10 protein-coding genes are annotated in these 18,962 nt (G+C 66.9%); 8 read left to right on the forward strand and 2 right to left on the reverse strand.

What is annotated here, in order from left to right; all coding sequences use genetic code 11:
• Window positions 1–145: 145 nt before the first annotated feature.
• Entirely contained in the window at window positions 146–1,123 is a 978-nt protein-coding gene (locus tag GNK13_RS03960) for a threonine dehydratase (protein WP_164101147.1), read from the reverse strand.
• 47 nt (window positions 1,124–1,170) lie between these two features.
• On the opposite strand from GNK13_RS03960, the gene GNK13_RS03965 reads away from it, so the two are divergent.
• Entirely contained in the window at window positions 1,171–1,380 is a 210-nt protein-coding gene (locus tag GNK13_RS03965) for a DUF542 domain-containing protein (RefSeq protein ID WP_164101148.1), read from the forward strand.
• A 160-nt stretch (window positions 1,381–1,540) separates the two neighbouring features.
• Here the strand turns inward: GNK13_RS03965 and hmpA are convergent, their stop codons facing one another.
• A complete protein-coding gene (gene hmpA / locus GNK13_RS03970) occupies window positions 1,541–2,791 on the reverse strand; it encodes an NO-inducible flavohemoprotein (RefSeq protein ID WP_164101149.1) in 1,251 nt (416 codons plus the stop codon).
• A 90-nt stretch (window positions 2,792–2,881) separates the two neighbouring features.
• Here hmpA and GNK13_RS03975 point away from each other — a divergent pair, with 90 nt between their 5' ends.
• From GNK13_RS03975 to GNK13_RS04005, 7 genes are all read left to right on the forward strand, one after another.
• Complete coding sequence (locus GNK13_RS03975) at window positions 2,882–3,319, forward strand: Rrf2 family transcriptional regulator (protein ID WP_164101150.1); 438 nt, start codon at window positions 2,882–2,884, stop codon at window positions 3,317–3,319.
• Window positions 3,320–3,553: 234 nt separating this feature from the next.
• Window positions 3,554–4,696, forward strand: a complete 1,143-nt coding sequence (locus GNK13_RS03980; RefSeq protein WP_164101151.1) for an Lpg1974 family pore-forming outer membrane protein — start codon at window positions 3,554–3,556, stop codon at window positions 4,694–4,696.
• Between the two features lie 321 nt (window positions 4,697–5,017).
• Window positions 5,018–5,629, forward strand: a complete 612-nt coding sequence (locus tag GNK13_RS03985) for a lysophospholipid acyltransferase family protein (RefSeq protein ID WP_164101152.1) — start codon at window positions 5,018–5,020, stop codon at window positions 5,627–5,629.
• Window positions 5,626–6,696: a phosphatidate cytidylyltransferase gene (locus GNK13_RS03990; protein ID WP_235934763.1), complete on the forward strand. Its 1,071-nt coding sequence runs from the start codon at window positions 5,626–5,628 to the stop codon at window positions 6,694–6,696. The genes GNK13_RS03985 and GNK13_RS03990 overlap by 4 nt, the downstream gene beginning before the upstream one ends.
• A gap of 34 nt (window positions 6,697–6,730) precedes the next feature.
• The gene (locus GNK13_RS03995; RefSeq protein WP_164101153.1) at window positions 6,731–7,507 is read left to right on the forward strand and encodes a TatD family hydrolase; all 777 of its coding nucleotides are present in this window, start codon (window positions 6,731–6,733) and stop codon (window positions 7,505–7,507) included.
• A 308-nt stretch (window positions 7,508–7,815) separates the two neighbouring features.
• Window positions 7,816–11,403, forward strand: a complete 3,588-nt coding sequence (locus GNK13_RS04000; protein WP_164101154.1) for a hypothetical protein — start codon at window positions 7,816–7,818, stop codon at window positions 11,401–11,403.
• Window positions 11,404–11,882: 479 nt separating this feature from the next.
• Window positions 11,883–18,953, forward strand: coding sequence for a hypothetical protein (locus GNK13_RS04005; protein ID WP_164101146.1), 7,071 nt, complete (start codon window positions 11,883–11,885; stop codon window positions 18,951–18,953).
• Window positions 18,954–18,962 lie beyond the last annotated feature (9 nt).

Below are 18,962 nucleotides of genomic sequence, written 5' to 3' on the forward strand. Positions count from 1 at the left end.
CCTTCGGCTTGCCGTTAAACGACTTGGTAGCCAACTGCTGGGCACTGCTGACTTTATGGCAATTCAGCGTAAGAAAGTGGCGCTGTCCAGTTAGCGCCCGGCGGCTGATGAATAATCCGGACTAACGCGTTGCGGCTGATAACAACTAGCGTGAGCCCTGCCGTTCGTGGAGGATTGCGTGCAGGGTGGGCATGTCGAGATTCCCGCCGGAGAGAATCCCCACGACGGTTTGGTTCTGGAACCGCGTGCGTTGCTGATAAGCCGCCGCAAGGGCCGCGGCCCCGGCGGCTTCGGGCAGGTTGTGGGTTCGCTGCAGAATCTCATACACCGCATGCCGCATTTCTTGGTCGTCGACCAGGATCACGTCGTCCATCAGCTTCCACATGATCTCGAGGGTCATCTCTGCGGGAACGCGAGTGGCGATTCCTTCGGCGCAGGTGTCGACGCGGGGGCGAGTGACGATTTTTTTTGCCTGCCAGGAGGCGGCGACGGCATCGGCCCCGGCGGCCTGGACGCCGATGATTTGCGTTTGGGGGCGGAGATGCTTGGCGACGATACAGGTGCCACAGACTCCACTGCCGAGTCCGATCGGAACGAGAATCACGTCGGGTGCGGGGAGGGTTTGGAAAATCTCCCAGGCCATCGTGCCGACGCCGGCGACCAGCAGGGGCTCGTTGGCCGAATGCACGTAGCGGCCGCCCCGCTGGCGAACGATCTCCTCGACGCATTCCCGCGCCTCGTCAAAATCGTCTCCCGCTTCGATCAGCTCCGCGCCGAGGGCACGAATGGCGGAGTTCTTGTCAGGGTTGTTGCCTCGAGGGACGACGATCGTGCAGGCGACTCCTGCACGCCCCGCGGCGTAAGCAAGCGATTGCCCATGGTTTCCGGTAGAGACGGCGAGAATCCCCGCTTCCCGCTCCCGCGCGCCGAGCGTGCCGACGAGGTTCACTCCGCCGCGAATCTTGAACGCGCCCGTCGGTTGGTGGTTTTCGTGTTTCAGATAGAATGGAAAGCCGAGCAGCGAACCGAGACCGGGCCAGCGATAAAGAGGCGTCTGCGGGAGCAAAGCATGGACTCGCGGCAATGCGTCGAGCACATCGCTGTAGCGGACCGGTAACTCCATCGTGACTGCTCCCTTTCAAAGATTGCGTTTCGTCTTAGCCGCCGCGCATGAACGACCTCGACCTCCACTCCAACATCATCGACTGGTGCATCGAGCACCCCGAGTCGCTGTCGCTATTCGAGCGACTCGGGATCGACTATTGCTGCGGTGGAAAGTCGCTCGCCTACGCCTGTGAGCAACGCGAATTGGATCCCGAAGCGGTCCTCATCGAGCTCCAAAGAGTGATTGCATCCGGCGAGCAAACCGACGCGTCCTGACCCAATGCCGCCATCACCCTCCCCCCGGGAGGGTCGCGAGGAACGAGCGGGGAGGGCGCGGGAGATGAAGCCGAAGGAGCGTACGTCGCACTGAGGTTTCGCTGCCCCTCCCCGGGCCTGAGAGCCCGACCCTCCCGGGGGAGGGTAAAGGTGGGGGGACTCAAACCGGACAAGCCGCCGATTCGGAGGTCATGTCCTGCAGCGGGCCGAAGAATTCGAAGTTCAGCTGACTCTCAGGCACGTCGGCGTGGCGAAGTGCATTGTAGAGTCCCGCCATGAACGGCTTGGGCCCGCACAGATAGTACTCGCAATCGAGCGACGGCAGAATTTCGTTCAGCAAGTCCACGTTGATGAAACCTTGGCTGTCGCAGCGGTTTTCCGCCACGTCAGGCTCGCGCGGCTGGCTGTAACAGAAATGGGTCTGCACCCGGTCGTGCTGGGCCGCCAACGCTCGGGCTTCGTCGCCGAACGCATGCAGCCGACCGTTGACCGCCCCATGGATGAAGTAGATATCCCGCTCGAGCTTTGCCTCGACCGCCTCGTGCAACATCGACAGCACGGGCGTAATCCCCACCCCGCCGGAAAGGAACACCAGCGGGCGAGACTCTTCGGCGGCCGCTTTGACATCCAAAAAGAACTCGCCACAGGGCGGTCCCACTTCCACGATTCCCCCCTCCTGCACGTGGTCGTGCAGGTAGTTTGAGACGTGGCCGGGCTGACCTTCCGGCGTGAGCGGCCCTTCGCGTTTGACGCTGATCCGGTAGTAGCCCACGCCGGGTCGCGCCGAGAGACTGTAGTTTCGCATCGTGGTGTACGCCTCTTGGCCGGGCACGCGGATCGTCAGGTACTGCCCCGGGCGGTGCGGTGCGAGCGGACTGCCGTCGGCCGGTTTGAGGTAGAACGAAGCGATGCAGTCGCTCTCGACCACTTTGCGATCGACCACAAAATCCTTAAAGCCCTCCCAGCCGTGCTGCTCCCGATGACTCTCGTACAGTTCCCCTTCGCGGCCGATCAGCACGCCCGCCAAAAAACCATACGCCTCGGCCCAAGCGTCGATCACCTCGTCGGTCGCGGCCTCCCCGAGCACCTCGCGAATCGAAGCCAACAAGTGTTCGCCGACGATCGGGTAGTGCTCGGACTTGATGCCCAGCGAGACATGCTTCTGCGCGATCAACTCCACCGCCGGCCCGAGGACCGTCAGGTTGTCGACGTTGGCGGCAAACGCGCAAATCGCCCCGGCCAGCGCTTTTTGCTGCGTTCCTTTGACCTGGTTGGCGGGGTTGAAAAATTCCCCCACCTCGGGGTTGCCCGCGAACATCCGGCGGTAGAAGTGGCGGGTCAGTTCCTCGCCCCGCTGGGCCAAGACGGGGGCGGTGGCTTTGACGGTCGCGATCGTTTCGGGAGTCAGCATCGTGGCCTCGAGAAAGCAAAGCGGTATTTGAGATACCCGTTTTATTCGGTATGTTAAATACCTATTCTGAAGTGTCAAGCGGAGAGTTCGATGCACCTGACCACCCATACCGATTACTCGCTGCGGCTGTTGATCTACCTGCAGGCCTTGGCCCCCGAAGCGGCCTCGGTCCGACAGGTCGCCGAAGCCTACGGGATCTCGGTGAATCACTTAGCCAAAGTCGCCCAGCGGCTGACGCAACTCGGCTGGATTAGCAGCCGCCGGGGGCGAGGCGGAGGGTTGGTTCTGGGACCAAATGCCGCAGGGCTCAAGCTCGGCCAGCTGATCCGCACGCTCGAGCCGTCGACCGCCCTGGCCGAGTGCCATACGGCCGACTCGCACTGTCCGATCGAGCCGGTCTGCCACTTGAAATCGATCCTCAGCGAAGCCCAGCAGGAATTCTTTGCCGCGCTCGACCGGTACACGCTCGGCGACCTCGCCCAGCAGCGCGACGTGCTGGTCCCGCTGCTGGTCCCTCAACGTCATTGAGGGGGGCCTCTGTACAGACTGCACGGTCTGTACAACCTAGTGAACGGACGACGGTCGAGCCGGTTGTCGCGGTGCCGACAATTGGAGGCGGTCGGTCGGCGGCGGGGAACCGATTCCCTGAAGACCCCGGATGAGACCCAGCAGGCGAGCCTTCCTGGAGTCCAGACGGGGTTCATGCATGCCGCCACGGATGGCTGCTGCCGGTGCGACCCACGGAGTACGGAGATCCCCCCCTTGAAACGCTTTGCCCTGCTGACGCTCTTGTTCGCTCCCGCGACCGTTGGATTTTCCTTGCAGGCCGTCGCCGAGGAGCCGCTCCCACGAGTGGCTGGATACGCCGCGAGTCCTTCCGACACGGTGCTGCCTCCGCTAGTCGATGACGCCGAGTGCTTTGAATATGCCCCCCCGTCGCAGGCGGGTTGGTTTGGCGACATCGGGTTCTACGTGCTGACGCCCCAGTGGACCAACAACCCGGCGTTCCAAGTCGTCGAAGAACCCGCTCTCGGGGCGGTGGCCGAGGGCGAGCAGATCGACTTCGACCACGATGCCGACTTCGCTCCGCTGGTCTCGGTCGGCTACTCGGGTGACAAAGGGCTGGGAGCTCGCGTCCGCTGGTGGACGCTCGGTTCGGGGACTCGGGTGAGCGATTCGACCGACGATCCCACGACCGATATCCTGCTTCAAACCCCGTCGCTGCTCGGTGCCGGGGGCTCGTTCGCCGGAGCACCGGGAGTCGGTGAAACGCTGTCCGCTGGAGCCACCCACCGGCTCGACTTGGACGTGATCGATCTGGAAGGAATTTGGGACACCGAGCTCGGCCGTACCTCGCTGCTATTTTCGGCCGGGATTCGCTATGCCCACCTGGGGCAGCGGTACGATGCGACGATTGCCGTGAGCGACACGGCCACCGGCACGGTTCTGGATTCCGCTTCGTTCCAGGCTCGCAACACGTTCAACGGAGCTGGCCCCACCACGTCGCTGCAGGCTTACCGCCAGATCGGCCAGACCCAGCTGGCGATCTACGGGCTCGGCCGCGGATCGCTGCTGTTCGGGGAACGGCGGCAGAGAGCGGCCAACCTGAATCCCGCCGGACCGCTGGGCGAATTCTCCAACGAAATCATCAACGATGGCGTGATGCCGGTGGTGGAACTCGAAGTCGGTGCCAACTGGACACGGCGGATGGGCTGCTACGATCTGTTCGTCGAAGGGGGACTGGTCGGCCAAGCCTGGTTCAACGCTGGCAATGCGGCGAACTCCGATAGCCTCGGCTTCGACATCATCGGCATCGGCACCGGCATGGGAGCCACCGGAAGCAACGACGCCGAGCAAACGATGGGGCTGGTCGGGCTGAAATTCACCAGCGGCGTCCGGTTCTAGGGGAGGCGAGGTTTGAGGGAGCAGGTTGCAGGGAGAACCGTGCCGCTCTTGCTCACTCGTACTCAGCGTCAGCGGTACTCGTACTCGTACTCGCACTCGAATCCGGGCCCCTGCTCTGGGAAAACGCCGGATTCGAGTACCGCTTCGCTGAGTACGAGTACTGCTTCGCTGAGTACGAGTACGAGTACTGAGTTCTGAGTTCGAGCACCGGGAGCCTGCTCCCTACCCTCCCGGCTACCCGCTCTTCGCTTGCGGGCTTAAACTCCGGGGGCCTGGTTTGCTGTTCGCTTCGTTCACCGCTTCGCCCCCTGCTGCGCCCGCATGAAACTGACCGGTCACGCAATCGTGCTGCTGGCGCGGCTGTTGAGCGGGTATACGGTGCGATGGGTCGATTGCCAACCGGACACCTGCCAGCGGGTCTACTTCGCCAACCACACCAGCCATCTCGACGCGGTCGTGTTGTGGTCGGCGCTGCCGCGGCACCTGCGGGCAATCACCCGACCGGTGGCCGCCAAGGACTACTGGTCCGGCGGCTGGGTCAAGCCGCGGTTGGCCAAAGCCTTCAACGCGATGCTGATCGACCGCAAGGAGATCAAGGTCCACCAGAGCCCGATCGACTTGATGATCCGCGAGATGGGAGACGTTTATTCGCTGATCGTATTTCCCGAGGGAGGGCGGACGAGCGGCGAAGAGATGGGGCAGTTCAAGAGCGGACTCTACTACCTGGGCAAGAAGCGGCCCGATTTGGAACTGGTCCCGGTGTACATCGACAACGTCAACCGCGTCCTGCCGCGGGGCGAGATCCTGCCCGTCCCACTGCTGACCTGCATCACGATCGGGCCGCCGATCTTTCTCGAAGCGGGCGAGCCGAAAGCCGACTTTCTGAACCGCGCGCGAAGCGCCGTTCGGGCGCTCAAAGGAGATGAGGGGTGAGCGGTGCAAGCTGGACGCTCTGGGCGCAAGCGGTGGACGCGGCGTCTGGCGATGACGGAGCCGTCTGGCTGACGCTCCGCACCTACATCCTGCTGGCAGTCGTCTTCGGCGTGCTCGGGATCGCCACGCTGGTCGGGATCATCCTCGAGCGCCGCGAGCGGCTGGCGATCGAACCGGCGATGCTGCGGCGGTTCAACCATCGCCTGCGGGTGTGGTGGATGATGTTCGCGATCCTGGTGTTCGGTTTCCTGCTGCACCGCGTCGGGGTCGTCGTCCTGTTCGGGCTGATCTCGTTCTGGGCGCTCCGCGAGTTCATCACGATGACGCCCACGCGGCGCGGTGATCACCGCACGCTGTTCTGGGTGTTTTTCGTCTTCACGCCGCTGCAGTACATCCTGATCGGACTCGGCGAAAACGCTCCGGAGTGGCTCACACGGGGCCGCGAAATCGACTTCTACGGCTTCTACAGCATCATGATTCCGGTCTATGCCAGCCTCTTCATCCCGGCCCGGATCGCGATCGCTGGCGACTTCAAACGCTTTTTGGAGCGGAGTGCAAAGATCCAAGCCGGGCTGCTCGTCTGCGTCTATTCGCTCAGCTACGCCCCGGCCCTGCTCGACCTCGATCTGCGGCTGAGCGACGGCGGGGAGTGGACCGGGAGCAACGTCAGCGTGCTGTTCTTTCTGATCCTGATCGCCCAGATCGCCGACGTCCTGCAGCAGGCCTGGAGCCGCGTGGCGGGGAAGAACGTGATCGCGATCGAGATCAACGCCAGCCGCACTTGGGAGGGGGTCGTCGGTTCGATGATCACGACCGGCCTCTGCGGAGCGGCCCTCTCCTGGGCGACGCCGTTCGCCTGGTGGGAGGCCGGGATGATGTCGATGGTCGTGGCCGTAATGGCGTTCGCCGGAGGGATGACGCTGAGCGCGATCAAGCGGGACCGCGGGGTCAACGACACCGGCACGCTCGTCCAGGGCCACGCCGGATTGCTCGACCGGATCGACAACGTCTGCTTCGCCGCCCCGGTCTTCTACCACCTGACCCGGTTCTATTTTTCCGCTGCCTGAACGAGCGGGATTCCCCACACGAGTTGGATGCGACGTGAAATTGTTTGACACCCACGCCCACTTGGACAGCGAGCCGTTCGACGAGGATCGCGAGGGGGTGCTCGAACGGGCCCGCGGGGCGGGGCTGGTGGGGATCTGCGTCGTCGGCTGTACCGTCCCGTCGAGCCAGAAGTGCTGCGAACTGGCGGCGGCTCACCCCGATTTGCTGTGCGCGGCCGTCGGCATCCAGCCCAACTACGTCAGCTCGGTCGAGCCCGCCGCCATGGAAGCGATTGCCGCGCTGGCCGAGCGACCGGAAGTGGTGGCGATCGGCGAGACGGGGCTCGACGGCTACTGGCAGGACGCCCCGATGGACCTCCAGCGGGAGTTTTTTGAACAGCACCTCGAGCTGGCCGCCCAGCTCGACAAACCGTTCATCGTCCACATGCGGGACAGCGGCGAGGAGATTCTCCAAGTGCTCACCCCGCGGGCAGCCGGCGGTCCGCTGCGGGGGATCATGCATTCGTTCACCGGCGACTGGGAGCTGGCCGAAGCGTTCCTGGCGATGGGGCTGCACCTGAGCTTCGCGGGGATGGTGACCTTCAAAAAATCGGCCGAACTGCGGCACGTCGCCTCGCGCGTCCCGGCCGATCGGCTGCTGATCGAGACCGACTCGCCCTACCTCAGCCCCGAACCGCTGCGTGGCAAACGCCCCAACGAACCGGCTCGGGTGGTCCACACCGCCCGCTGCATCGCCGAAGCGCGAGGGGTGTCGCCCGAGAGTCTCGCGGAGCTGACCACGGAAAACGCGGTCCGGTTATTCCGAAGATAACGCCCGGGGCAGTCGCAGCGAGCCATTTCGACCGTTCCTGCGTACTCTCTGCGGAGCTGGTTGCTATTACCGCTTGGGCAGTCTGCTTAGAATAGAGCGGGCCTCATCCTAACCGCCTCTCGCCCCCTTCGGACCAGCCCTGCGCGCAAGCCAGTCCTGCACGCACGGCGGAGTCTGCCGGTATTTTCGACGGAAAAGCGAAACTGACAGTGCCCCACGCACAAGTTCGCCGATGCTCGCGTTTCCCCTCGCCCCGACAGCGATGGCTGGGATGGTCGCTGAAGGTGCGGAAGCATGGGCCCGTCGCGGTGCCTGCCGTCGCGTTGCCTGCCGTCGCGGTGCCTGCCGTCGCGTTGCTCGGGGGCGCCGCGCTGCTCCTGGTCCTCGCAGCCGCTCCCCCGGCCGCGGCCCAGCCTCCTGCGCCCCCGGCAGAGCTGCCCGAAGTGATCGGTGGCGGGATCCATCCCGACGCGTTCTACCTGCTCGACGAAAACGGCAATCGGTTGATGATTCCGGGCGTGGGGTTTGAGGATTTCGAGCGGTGGCGGAAAGTCGAATCGGGTTGGGTCCAGCCCTCGAAGCCCTACACCTTTGAATCGATCGCAATCGAGGGGACCGCTGGCGAGGATCGTGCCGAGCTGTCGGTCACGGTCAAACTCAAAGTCTCGCCGACGCCCGGCCAGTGGATCTCAATCCCGCTGCAGATGGAGGGCTTTCACCGCCTTGGCCCGGCCGACGTGGCGGGCGTTGAGATGTACCAGATGGACCTCGACCCGCAGCAGGGAGGGCATTTGCTGTGGGTCCAGGCCGATCAGCCGCGGAACGTCGAAGTCCGCATGCGGGTGGTGACGCGGGTGATCGCCGACGCCGGCCCGGCGATCGAATTCCATCTGCCCGCGGCGCCCACGACCGTCGCGATGTCGATCCGCGGCGTCGATCTCTCGGCGCTGGTCGTCGGCCGCGGCGACGAAGTGGTCACGGTCCAGCCAGGGGAAGCAGGACGGACGACCGTCGAGGTCGAGTCGGGGGGCGGCAACTTCACCCTCTCCTGGCGAGTCCGCGACGGACGGCGGCCGAGCGACCAGGTGCTGGAAGTCGACAGCCGAGTGCGGGTGACCTGGGACGATCCGCAAGCCTCACCGGCCCTCTCGGTCGAGCTCGACGTCCACAACCGGCGGGGCAACATCGGGCCTTTTGAAGTGACGCTTCCCGAAGGCGCGGAATTGCTCGAGCCGCTGCCCAATAGCGCCACGGTCCAAGTCACCTCCCGCGACATTCGCGACCGCCGCGTGCAGGTCGTGCCAGACGAAGCGCAGCAGCTTTCGCGGGTCAAATTCACGCTCGAGTTCCGGCTCCCCGGACGGCTCTACGACAGCGACGATCCGCTCCTGCTGCGGTGCCCGGTGGTCGTCGGCGCCGCCCGCCAGTCGGGCGAGATCGAAGTCCGCACCGACCGCAATTTCCGCTTGCGGTGGTTGCAGCAGCCGCCGGTCCGCTCGGCCTGGCGGACCGGGACGACCGATCCGGTCGACTTTCGCGTCTACCGTTTCCAGTTCGACCGGGTGCCTTTCGAATTGCCGCTCTGGTTGGCGGCCAAGCAACAATTGCTGCGAGTCAAACCCGAGTACTTGATCCGGGTCGGAGAAACCGCGATCACGATGGAGGCCATCATCCGGGCCACCGGGACAGTGATCGAAGGCTTGCCGCTGGTGGTCGACGCCCCGGGGTGGCAGACGACCGCCGTGACCGACGCCGAGACCGGTCGCAGCCTCGACGCGCCGCTGAGCGAACAAGGCGACGGACTCGAGCTGGAATTGGGCGAACTCGCCGGCAGTGGAGGCTCGTCGATCGGCGTCCGCTGGCTCGCCGCCCGTCCGCTCGATCCGGAGGACGATGCGGTCCGCTTCAGCTTGCCGACGCTCGGCGCGGCCGACGATCGGACCGTCATCTTCGAGGCCGGGACGCTGCGGATCGGTGCCGAAGATGGATTGGCCTTGATCACCGACTTGCAGAGCAGCCAGGGACTCAGCCCGCTGCCGACCGATCCGGCGAGCGAAACCAATGGCGACCGGATGCAGATGTTCCAGGTCAAGCCGGTCGGCCCCGCCCCCGATTATGAAGGCTTTTTAAGCGAGGACCGCACCGAAGCGACGATCGACGCCGCGATCGAGCTGGCCGTCATCGACCACTCTCTGCGGATCACCGCCGATTGGCTCGTCACGCCCCGCGGCAGCCTCCGCGGGCGCTTGCCCATCTCGCTGCCTCGGCTGAATCTGCAGCGGCAAACCGCTTCCTCTTCCAAGCCGCAGGAGGATGCGGAGGCGAGTTCCGAGGGTGACGACGGCTCGGTCGCTCGCGACGATCCCGGGGGTGGGCAAACTTCGGCAGGCGGGCAGACTTCGGCAGGCGGGCAAACTTCGGCAGGGGGCGGGAGCGAGCGAAGCCCTGGCTCCGATCCCGGTTCGGCAACTGGCCCGACCGCCCCCAAACCGAGCGCCCCCAAACCGAGCGCCGCCAAATCGACCGCCCTCGAACAGTGGGACGCGACGGTCGATGGGCGGCCCGGGTTGCTCCGCGAGGACGCCCAGGGCCGAGTGATCCTCTACTCGGACGATCTCGACAACCTGCCCCGCCGCGTGCGGCTGACCGCGATCGTGCCATTGCCCGAGCCGTCCGCCCCGGATCCCGTCCCGCTCGCGGACGGCTCCCCAGTCGGCGCCGCGCCGCTGCCGGACGCGTTCGAGGGCCGGTTCCGCGAGTGGACGTTCACGCCCCCGCGGCCGGCGTTGGTCGGAGGGACGCTCAATGGTCCCCTCGAAATCCGGACGCTCGAATCGGCCGGGTACGAACTGCGGGTCGAGGAACAGCCGGCCGTGGCGGCTGGCGAGGAGGAGGGAGGTCAGCAGCTGACGGTCGCCGTCCGCAGCCATCCGCCCGAGATCCATCGGCGGCAGGTCGTGACCCGCGCGGTGCTGCACAGCGAGATCAACCGCACCCGCCGCTACGATCGCTTGCTGGCCCAGATCGCCGGGGCAGGAGACTCCTTCCACATCGCTTTCGCACCGGTCGACGCGGACGATCCGCAGTCCTCCGAAACGATGGTTCGCGTCTACATCGATGGCCAAGAGACGCTCGATTTCGTCGAGACGCGGCAAGGAATCTCGGTAGCCCTCGATCCGGCCGAATCGCATCTGGTCGACTTGCGTCTCTGGCGAGGCCACAGCGGCGGCCTCTTTGGCGGAGCGATCACACCGGCTTGGGAGCTGCCGGTCAGCAGTGGAAACATCTACTGGGACGTGGTCCTCGCCACCGACCGGCACCTGATTTGGACGGCCCCCGGGACGACCGAGATGATGCACTGGCGATATGCCAAGCTGTTCGTCCACCGCGTCGCCACGCGGTCGTACGCCGATTTGCTGCGGTGGATGGGAGCTCCCGAACGCCCTGAACTGCAGGTGGGCAATCGTTATCTGCTGGTCACCTCCGATCCCGGTTCGCTGCGGTTCTTCGAGGCGGGGCGTCCGCTCCTGTGGGGCCTGGTCGCCACGCTGACCCTGGCGGTGTCGTGCCTCTTACTGTACGTCCCTCGCCTGCGGCATCCCTTTGCGTTGATCGTCGCCGCCCTCGGCGTCGGTGGTTTGGCGCTGCTGACTCCCGCCCTGGCCATCATTGCCGGCCAGTTGCTGATCCTCTCCCTGGGATTGGTCGCCGTGATGCTCGGCGTGCACGCGATCATCACGCGTCGGCCGCGAGCGACCGTATTGGGAGGCGTTCCGGTGATCCGCGATCCCTCCACCCAGAACCTCACCGGTCGGCGGGCGACGACCTCGGGCGATCCGACCTCGACCCGCTTGCAGGAGACGATTTCGGGAAGCGCCGCAGGGGCACGATCGTGACGCGAGGCAGCGGCTTTTTCGGCGTTCTGATCGCCGTGCTGGGGCTCGTCCCGCCCCTCGCACACAGCCAGGATTCCCTCCAGCGCCGCCCGGGATCGCCCGCGGCAGAGGTCGCGTCCCCCGCGTCCACTCCAAGCGGACCCACCAGCGGCTCGGCGACCAGCGGAGCGGCAGCGAGCGGCGGGTCCCCAAGCGGCGGGTCCCCAAGCGGCGGGTCCCCGAGCGGTGGAGGAGCCAGCCGGGGAGCGGCCGGCAACGGGAGCTTGAGTAGCGGGAGCTTGAGTAGCGGAAGCTTGAGCAGCCCGACCGGCAGCGCCCCCGCAAGCCCGGCCGCGAGTGGCCCGGCTGCGAGTGGCCCGGCTGCTGCGCGTGGCCCGGCTGCTGCGAATCGGCCAGCTAGGGAGGGCGGGGCGAGCCTCGACAGCTGGCTACCCCATTTCCGCCGCATCTTCTTTTACGAGTCGCACGCACCGCGGCTGGTGCCAAGCAACTTTTGGCCGGTCGCCCTCGACGATCTCGAAGCGGCGCTGCTCCGCGAAGCGACGCCGGGGCAACCGGGCGAGGAGCGGCCGCAGCTTTCGAGCGCGGTTTATGTCGCCCGCTTTGTCTCCGACGCGCTGGTCAGCGATCCCGATGCGTCGATGCTGGACCTGACCTACCGCGACGACGCTCCGGGTCAACTTTCGCTGGGACCGATGAACCTGGCGCTCGAAGGGGATTCGGCCACCGCTGGTCCGCCGGCCCAGTCCGCCCGGCTCTTGACTGCCGCCGACGGCGGCGTCCGAGCGGTGGTTTACCAAGATTCGCGATTGCGCTTCGGGTGGAGCCGCCGCGGGGTGCTCGGCCCCGACGGGAGCTACCATTTCGACCTCCGGATTCCCGCCTGCGGCCGCACGCGGTTCGTTGTCGGCATGCCCGCCGGAACGCAACTGGAGTCGCTCGACGGGGTGCTGACCGCCTACCCGAGTCCCCCGCAGGAGGCGCGGGGAGTGACCGGGGAAACGGAGCTCACCTGGTATGGGATCGAAGCGGGTGGGCTGACGCGTCTCCGGCTGGTCGTCCATCCCGACGGGGCGGGCGAAGCTCCCCAGCGATTGTCGGTGCGGCAGTTGGGTTTCGACTATGCAGCCTCTCCCGAAGGTCTCGACTGGTCGGCCCGACTGGTGGTCGACCTGCCGCGAGGCCAAACCCTTCCCCAGTTGACGATTTTCGACGGGGGACGGATCACTTCGGTCCGCATCAACGGAGAGGAGGCGCGTTGGAAGGAGACCGCCGACACCTCGGCGGCGGAAGGCGTGGCGGAGGGGGAAGAACCGGTCTCGAGCGACGGTCGCCGCGTACGACTGCAGGTCATTCCGCCTCCGGCCTCGGCTTCGTTGCCGATGCTTCCCATCCGATTCGAGATTTCCGGGTTCGCTCCCCTCTGGGACGCGCCGGACAACCAGCACGGGACGGTCCGGTTGCCGCAGATCGGTTTTCCCGATCGCCAGCCCCGTTTGGCGGTGTCCCAGACCGAGGCACTGCTCCGCGTCGGTTCCCCCCTGCGGCTGGTCGAGATCCTCGATCAGGCCGGGTGGTCGGTCGACGAGATCGCACCGCTTTCCGCCGGAGCTGCCGAAGGTGCAGCCGGCGAAGCCGCTGACGGCGCACCGGCGGGTGAACAGAGGGGTGAGCCGGCGGGTGAGCCGACGCCGCTCCCCGAGCAATCGTTCCGCATCACCGGACCTCCCGGCAGCACCCTACCCGCAGTCCGACTGGCTGCCACCGAACACTGGCCCAAGACGAACGCCGCGCTGCGGTTGGCGGCGTTCCCGAACGAGTTGCGAGCCCGCTGGGAAGCGGCGATCGAGGTCGCTGGCGAGGGCCCGCAGCCGCTGCGATTCGTCTTTCAATCGGGCTGGCAGGTCGATTCGGTGCTGCTCCGCTCCTCGGGACGGATCATCGAGTTGCCGAGCGAAGCGGGCGAGAGCGGTGCGCTGACGGTCTGGCCCGAATCGGGGGACGTGGTCGACGGCGTGCTGCGGGTGCAAATCACCGGCCGTCACGTGGCGCAGCGTCAGGGACAATTCCATACCGTCCCAGCCACGTGGTTCACTCGACTCCGCGGCTCGGTCGTCCGCTGTGTCGCCGCGGTCGTGCCGCCGGCCGACTTCGACTGGGTCTCGGGCACGGCGCTGCGGGGGCGACGGATCAAAAGCGATCAGCTGTCTTCGGCGTTCGCCGAGATGATCGGGCCGGTCAGCGGCAAAACGCTGCTCTTTGACACCGATGAGGGGCTGACTCCCGAGCTGCAGGTGCGTCAACCGCCGCCCGTCTTCAGCGCCGATCTGCACCTCGATTTGCAGCTCGAGGACGGAGAACTCGTGGAACAGCTGCGGGTCACCTGCCGCCTGCCCGCCGGCCGCCTGCCCCAGCTTCGGGTGCGGCTTGGCGCCGCTGGTAACCGTCCGCCGATGCAGTGGTCGCCCGCCGATTCCCCCTCGGGCCAAATGCCTTCGCAGGAGCCGTTCCGAGCCGAGCGGGTGGCCGGGGCACCGGGCGAAGGCGAGATCTGGGAGCTGACGCCGCCGGGAAATGCGGGCGATGAATGGGTCCTGATCGGAAGCCGCCGCTATCCGTTCCCCCAAGCGGAAGCAGCTCCCAACCGCAGCGGTCCGAACCGCAGGGACCGCGAACAGGGTATCGCCGCGGAAGACCGTGCGGCGGGGAGCAGCCCGATTCTCATTCCGCTGCCGACGGTCCCGCTGACCCAGGCCGCACAGACGTCGTCGCAACGGGCGACGGTCTCGATCGGTCCGCGGCTGAGTCTGCTGCGCACCGAGGGGCCGGTGCTCCGCGTCCCCCGGGTGAGTTCGCCGGTGGCGGTGGCTGCTCCCGACGAGAGTGCTCCGCAGGCCCGCTTGGCTGGGCAGGTTGCGCCGGAAGTTTCCTCCGAATTGAGCGGCCGCGGTTCGCTCGGCGGTTCGGCTGCCGTCTCGGGCTCGCAGGGGCGAACCGGCGAGGGTTGGTTGCTCCGCTACGATGCGAGCAACGAAGCCTCGATCGTGCTCCGCGTTGCCCCTGCGGCACCGGCCCCGTCGGTGGTCTGGGACGAACGGGTCGAAGTGCTTGCCGGGCTCGGGGGGGGCGATCGGTTCCGCGCCTCCTATCGGCTCGACGGCCCGCACCCGCTCTCGGTCCGCTTCGATCCCGAAATGCGGGTGACGGAGGTCAACGGACGGCCGCTGGCGAAGGAAGCGGTGCAGCGGCCAGGGGAAGTTCGCGTCGCATCGCCCGAGGGGGGTGGGTGGGTCCACATCGACTTCTGGCGACCGCCGCCGGTGAGCCATCTGGTACGGAAGTTCCGCGCCCCTTCGATCGAGACGTCCGCCGTCGTTCTCCGCCGCAGTTGGCGATTGTGGACGGCTCCGGACACCCTCGCCGTAGCCGCGTCGGCCGAAGGATTGCCACCGAGCTGGATGGAGGATCATGCCGGGGCGGTCGTGACTCCCTTCGCTCCCGGGGAAACGCTGTGGCTGGTCCAGTCCAGCTTCGCCTGGGGGATGGGTGGAGCGGTCGCGCTGCTCCTGCTCGGGCTCAGCTGGTGGTTGTTCCGGCTCGCCCCGTGGATCGTCGTCGCCCCGTTCATCGGCGTGGCGATCGCGGCTCCGCTGGTGCCGGTCTGGACGGCTCCGCTGGTCGGCTTCGTGTTGTTGCCGATGACCGCCGCGGGGCTGCTGGCCAGCGTGTGGAGCGTCCGCCAGGCCCGGGACAGCTCGAGCGTCTCAGTCCAGCGGAGTGGACGGTATTCGAACGGAGGCTCGAGAGATTCTGGCAAACCGGGTGCGGGCAAACCGGGGCAGGCCAAACGGGGGCAACCGCCGTCGTCGGGCAGTCGCACCGCCGCCCCAGTCGAGCTTCAGCCGACCGCCTCGCTCGGCCGCGACTCCTCGCGGCTCGGCGGCCTCTGGTGGGTCATCGCCCTTGGCGGCGTCGTGAGCGCAGCGACGGTCGCCCTCGCCGCCGATCCCTCCAGCGGCTCGCCGCCGGGTGCGGCGGCCGGTCCGCTAGCCGCTTCGCCACTCGACACGAACTTCGAGGTGATGATCCCCGTCACTCCGGAAGGCGAGTTGGCTGGGGACCGCGTCTACATCCCGCAGCGCGTTTACGACTCGCTGTTTCGACCGACCGGCGGGCAGCAAGATCTGGGCGAGATCCAGTTCCAATCGGCCTCGTATCAGGTGCGAGTGACCCCTTCGGCCGACGCGCGGATCCCGGACTCGGTGAGCATCGAAGCGACGTGGCGGGTGGAGATCGAGACGGCGTCGCGGATGGTGCGGCTGCCGATCGATCCGATGTCGCTCGACCGCTTGGAAGTCATCGTCGATTCGGTTCCCAACGAGATTCGCCCCCGCCCCGACGGCGATTCGGTCCTGATCCGTCCCCCGCGAGCCGGAATGAATATCCTCCGCGCCTCGCTCTCTCCGGAGGTGGAACTCACCGCGGCCGGTGGGGTCTGTCGCTTGGCGATGGGGATTCCAGCAGTGGCTCGGGCGAGCCTGTCGGTCGCTTCCGATGGTCCGCTGACCGGCGTCAACTTGCCGAAATGTTTTGGCCGGATCGAGGGGGGCGACTCGGGGAATCGGGTCACCGCGTCGCTCGGCCCGATCGACGACCTGATGCTCCTCTGGCAACACCGTGGGGGGACGCTGCCGCGAGGGACCGACGAGGTCCGCCGACGCTGGTGGGTGCAGGCGAGCGGAGAGCACGTCAGCCGCGAGCTGGAACTGGAGATTGGCGACGTGGCTAGCGCCGGGGCCGTGATCGCGCTCTCCGGCGACTATGGGCCCGAGCCGAGCGTGACCAGCCCCGATTGGATGCTCCAGGAACGGGACGACGTGGAGCCGGCAGCCGGGACGTTGCGTTTGGTCTCGCTGGTCGAAGCTCCGGGACCGATTCGCCTGCTGTGGTCCGAGCCCCAGCCGCTCTCCGGCGGCGGCACGATCGAATTGCCCGACGTCCGTCCCGAGGGGCTGCTCGGCGGTCTCGCGACGCTGCTGGCGATCGACGTCCCCACCGGCTGGTCGATCGCGCCGTCGGCTTCGAGCACGCTCGAGACGAGTCTCGAGGCGGGCGACTTCTTCGAGCTCTGGCAAGGCTTCCAAGGCCCCGCCGACCGCGTCTGGGAGGCGCCCGAAGCCGCCGAACTGAGCGTCCAGGTTCTTCCGCCTCCACCGCAATTGGTCCGCGGCAACGAAGCCCATCGCTTGGTCGCCGCCCGCGACCATTTGCGGCTGGAATATCTCGCCACGATCCAGACGATCGGCGATCCGGCCCAACCGCTGCGGCTCCTGTTGCCCCCGGAGATGCGGATCGAGAGCCTCCAGCTCAATGGCGAACCGACCGCGGCAATCGTCGTTCCCCCGGCGAGCAACGCCCTCGAGCTGCTTCTTCCTCCCACCGCCGCGAGCGAGCCGACCGAGGTGCAAGTCGTCGGTACGCTGCCGGTTGCAGCGGACAAGAACTTTGCGCCACCGCGATTGCGACTGAGTGGCGTGGAAATCGAGACCAGCCGCTACCAAATGTTCCGCGGTGAGCGGTTGCGAGTTCGCGAGTTGGCCGCCCCGACGGAGGTCGCCGAGACCGGTCCGCCGATCGACTACGATCTGACCGCCGGAACGGTCCCGCTGCGTTCCTGGGTCCTCGCCGCGGCCGAATCGTCCACCGCCACGCGGCTCGCCGGCCGTTATCAGATCACCGATGTCGCCTCGCGGTTTGCGGCGACCACCCTCACCACGCTCCGCTGGGAGGACGGATTATGGACGCTCGAGGCGACGATCGATGTCGATGACTTTGGCGGCTCAACCGACTTCCTCACGGTCGAAGTTCCCACGCGGTGGATCGAAGGACTGGATGTCGAGCCGGCCGCCAAGTGGTCGAGCCAACCGGCGATCGATCCGGCGACCCAGCTGATTCGCATCCTCCCCCAGGACCCCACGACTGGCTCAGCGAGAGCCCCGTCCAGCGGAGCGGCAAGCTCGAACATTCGCGTCCGGATCACGTCGAGCCTGGAGAGCGCCGGCGAAGGGGGAATATCGGTCCCCAGCATCCGCTTGCTCGGAGAAGGTCCGCGGCAGCGCTTCTTCGCCCCGCCGCGGCGGCTGACCAATACCCAAATCGACTGGCAAACCCGCAACGCTCGCTGGGCTGCCCCGCCGACTTCGCTGCAGGATGTCGCCCCGCCGCCGGCCTCCCACCTGTTCTACGAAATCGCCGGCGAGTCTTTTTCGGCGACTCTCCGCCAAGCGGATGGGAACTCCGATGCGGCCCGCTGTCCGCTGTTGGACGTTGCGCTCTTTCCGAGAAAAGACGACTCGCTGCTAGCGCTGATGCGGTGGGACCTGCTGCCAGGCAACCGCGACCAGGTCGAATTCCAGATTCCGCCGGGGGCGCGCGTGCTGGGAAGCTGGGCTTCGGGAACGCCGAGCGAAGCCCGCCCGGACGACGATTCGCGACGGGTCACCGTCGCGGTGGGCCTCAGCCGCTTGGCCCAGCAGATCGTGCTGCTCGTGGCGCTGCCGGTCGCCGAACCGGGAGCCGATCTCGCCCTCCCGTATCTCGTCGATATTCCCGTCACGCGAACCTGGGTCGCGAGCTACGACGACGCCCTCAACCTCCACACCGGTGAAGCGGCTCCCACGCTCGCCGACGCTGCCGAGGGAGAGGCGCGGGGAAGTTCGCTCGATCGGCTGCTGCAAGCCGAACGCCTGCTGGCCGCCCCCGACCTCTCCCAAGGCCCTTGGCAGACCGCCGACGCGGACGCGTACCGGCGAGCCCTGGCCGGGGCAATGATGGACGCCCTCGATGCGTCGGTCGACAACGTCGCCGAACGGCCCACAGCGGAAAAACGGGAATGGTTGCGGCCGTGGTTCGCGCGGCTCGAGGAACTCGGCTGGCACGGGCTGGAACCCGCCACTCCGCCGCTCGGGGCGGAGGAAGCCGAAGGGGATGCGGCGGAAGCAGGCGGCGAGGGCCCAGCCGATGCGGACGGGGATGCCGATACGGACGGGGATGCCGAGCCGGGCGGGGACGCCGAGCCGGGCGGGGATGCCGAGCCGGGGGGGAACGATCCCGCGACCGGGCGCTCGGTCTGGACCGCGATCGACGCCTGGGCCCCCCGCTTCCTGCAGCGCGTCCTCGGGGGCGAATTCGACTCCCGAGTCGCTGCGGGGGGCGTCTCCAGTTCCAGTTGGTGGATTCCTCCTCCGACCTGGACTCCGTCGCGACTGATCTCGGCTCCCGGTGGAGTGGAAAACATTCCCGCCGCGATGGCTCCTCGGCAAGTCGTCCAGGGAGACCCTAAAATCCGCGCGATCCGCGTGCTCTGGCTGGGGATCTTGGCGTGGATGATCGCTTCGATCTGCCTGCGGTTGATCGGTGCCCGCTACCTGATGCGGCCGGCGCTCTGGCTCGCTGTGTTCGGCCTGCTCTCGCTCACGCTGATCCCGCTGCCGCTCTCGCTGGCGATGTGCGGAGTGGCGGCCGCCAGCCCGCTGCTCGGCCGCCGCTGAGCCGCCGCA

This window comes from Candidatus Laterigemmans baculatus (genome assembly GCF_010367455.1).
Lineage (GTDB): Bacteria > Planctomycetota > Planctomycetia > Pirellulales > Pirellulaceae > Laterigemmans > Laterigemmans baculatus.

What these genes read in the sequence shown, in the direction of transcription:
- GNK13_RS03960 (WP_164101147.1), bottom strand. Translation starts at nt 1,123, where the DNA reads ATGGAGTTACCGGTCCGCTACAGCGATGTGCTCGACGCATTGCCGCGA.
- GNK13_RS03965 (WP_164101148.1), top strand. Translation starts at nt 1,171, where the DNA reads ATGAACGACCTCGACCTCCACTCCAACATCATCGACTGGTGCATCGAG.
- hmpA (WP_164101149.1), bottom strand. Translation starts at nt 2,791, where the DNA reads ATGCTGACTCCCGAAACGATCGCGACCGTCAAAGCCACCGCCCCCGTC.
- GNK13_RS03975 (WP_164101150.1), top strand. Translation starts at nt 2,882, where the DNA reads ATGCACCTGACCACCCATACCGATTACTCGCTGCGGCTGTTGATCTAC.
- GNK13_RS03985 (WP_164101152.1), top strand. Translation starts at nt 5,018, where the DNA reads ATGAAACTGACCGGTCACGCAATCGTGCTGCTGGCGCGGCTGTTGAGC.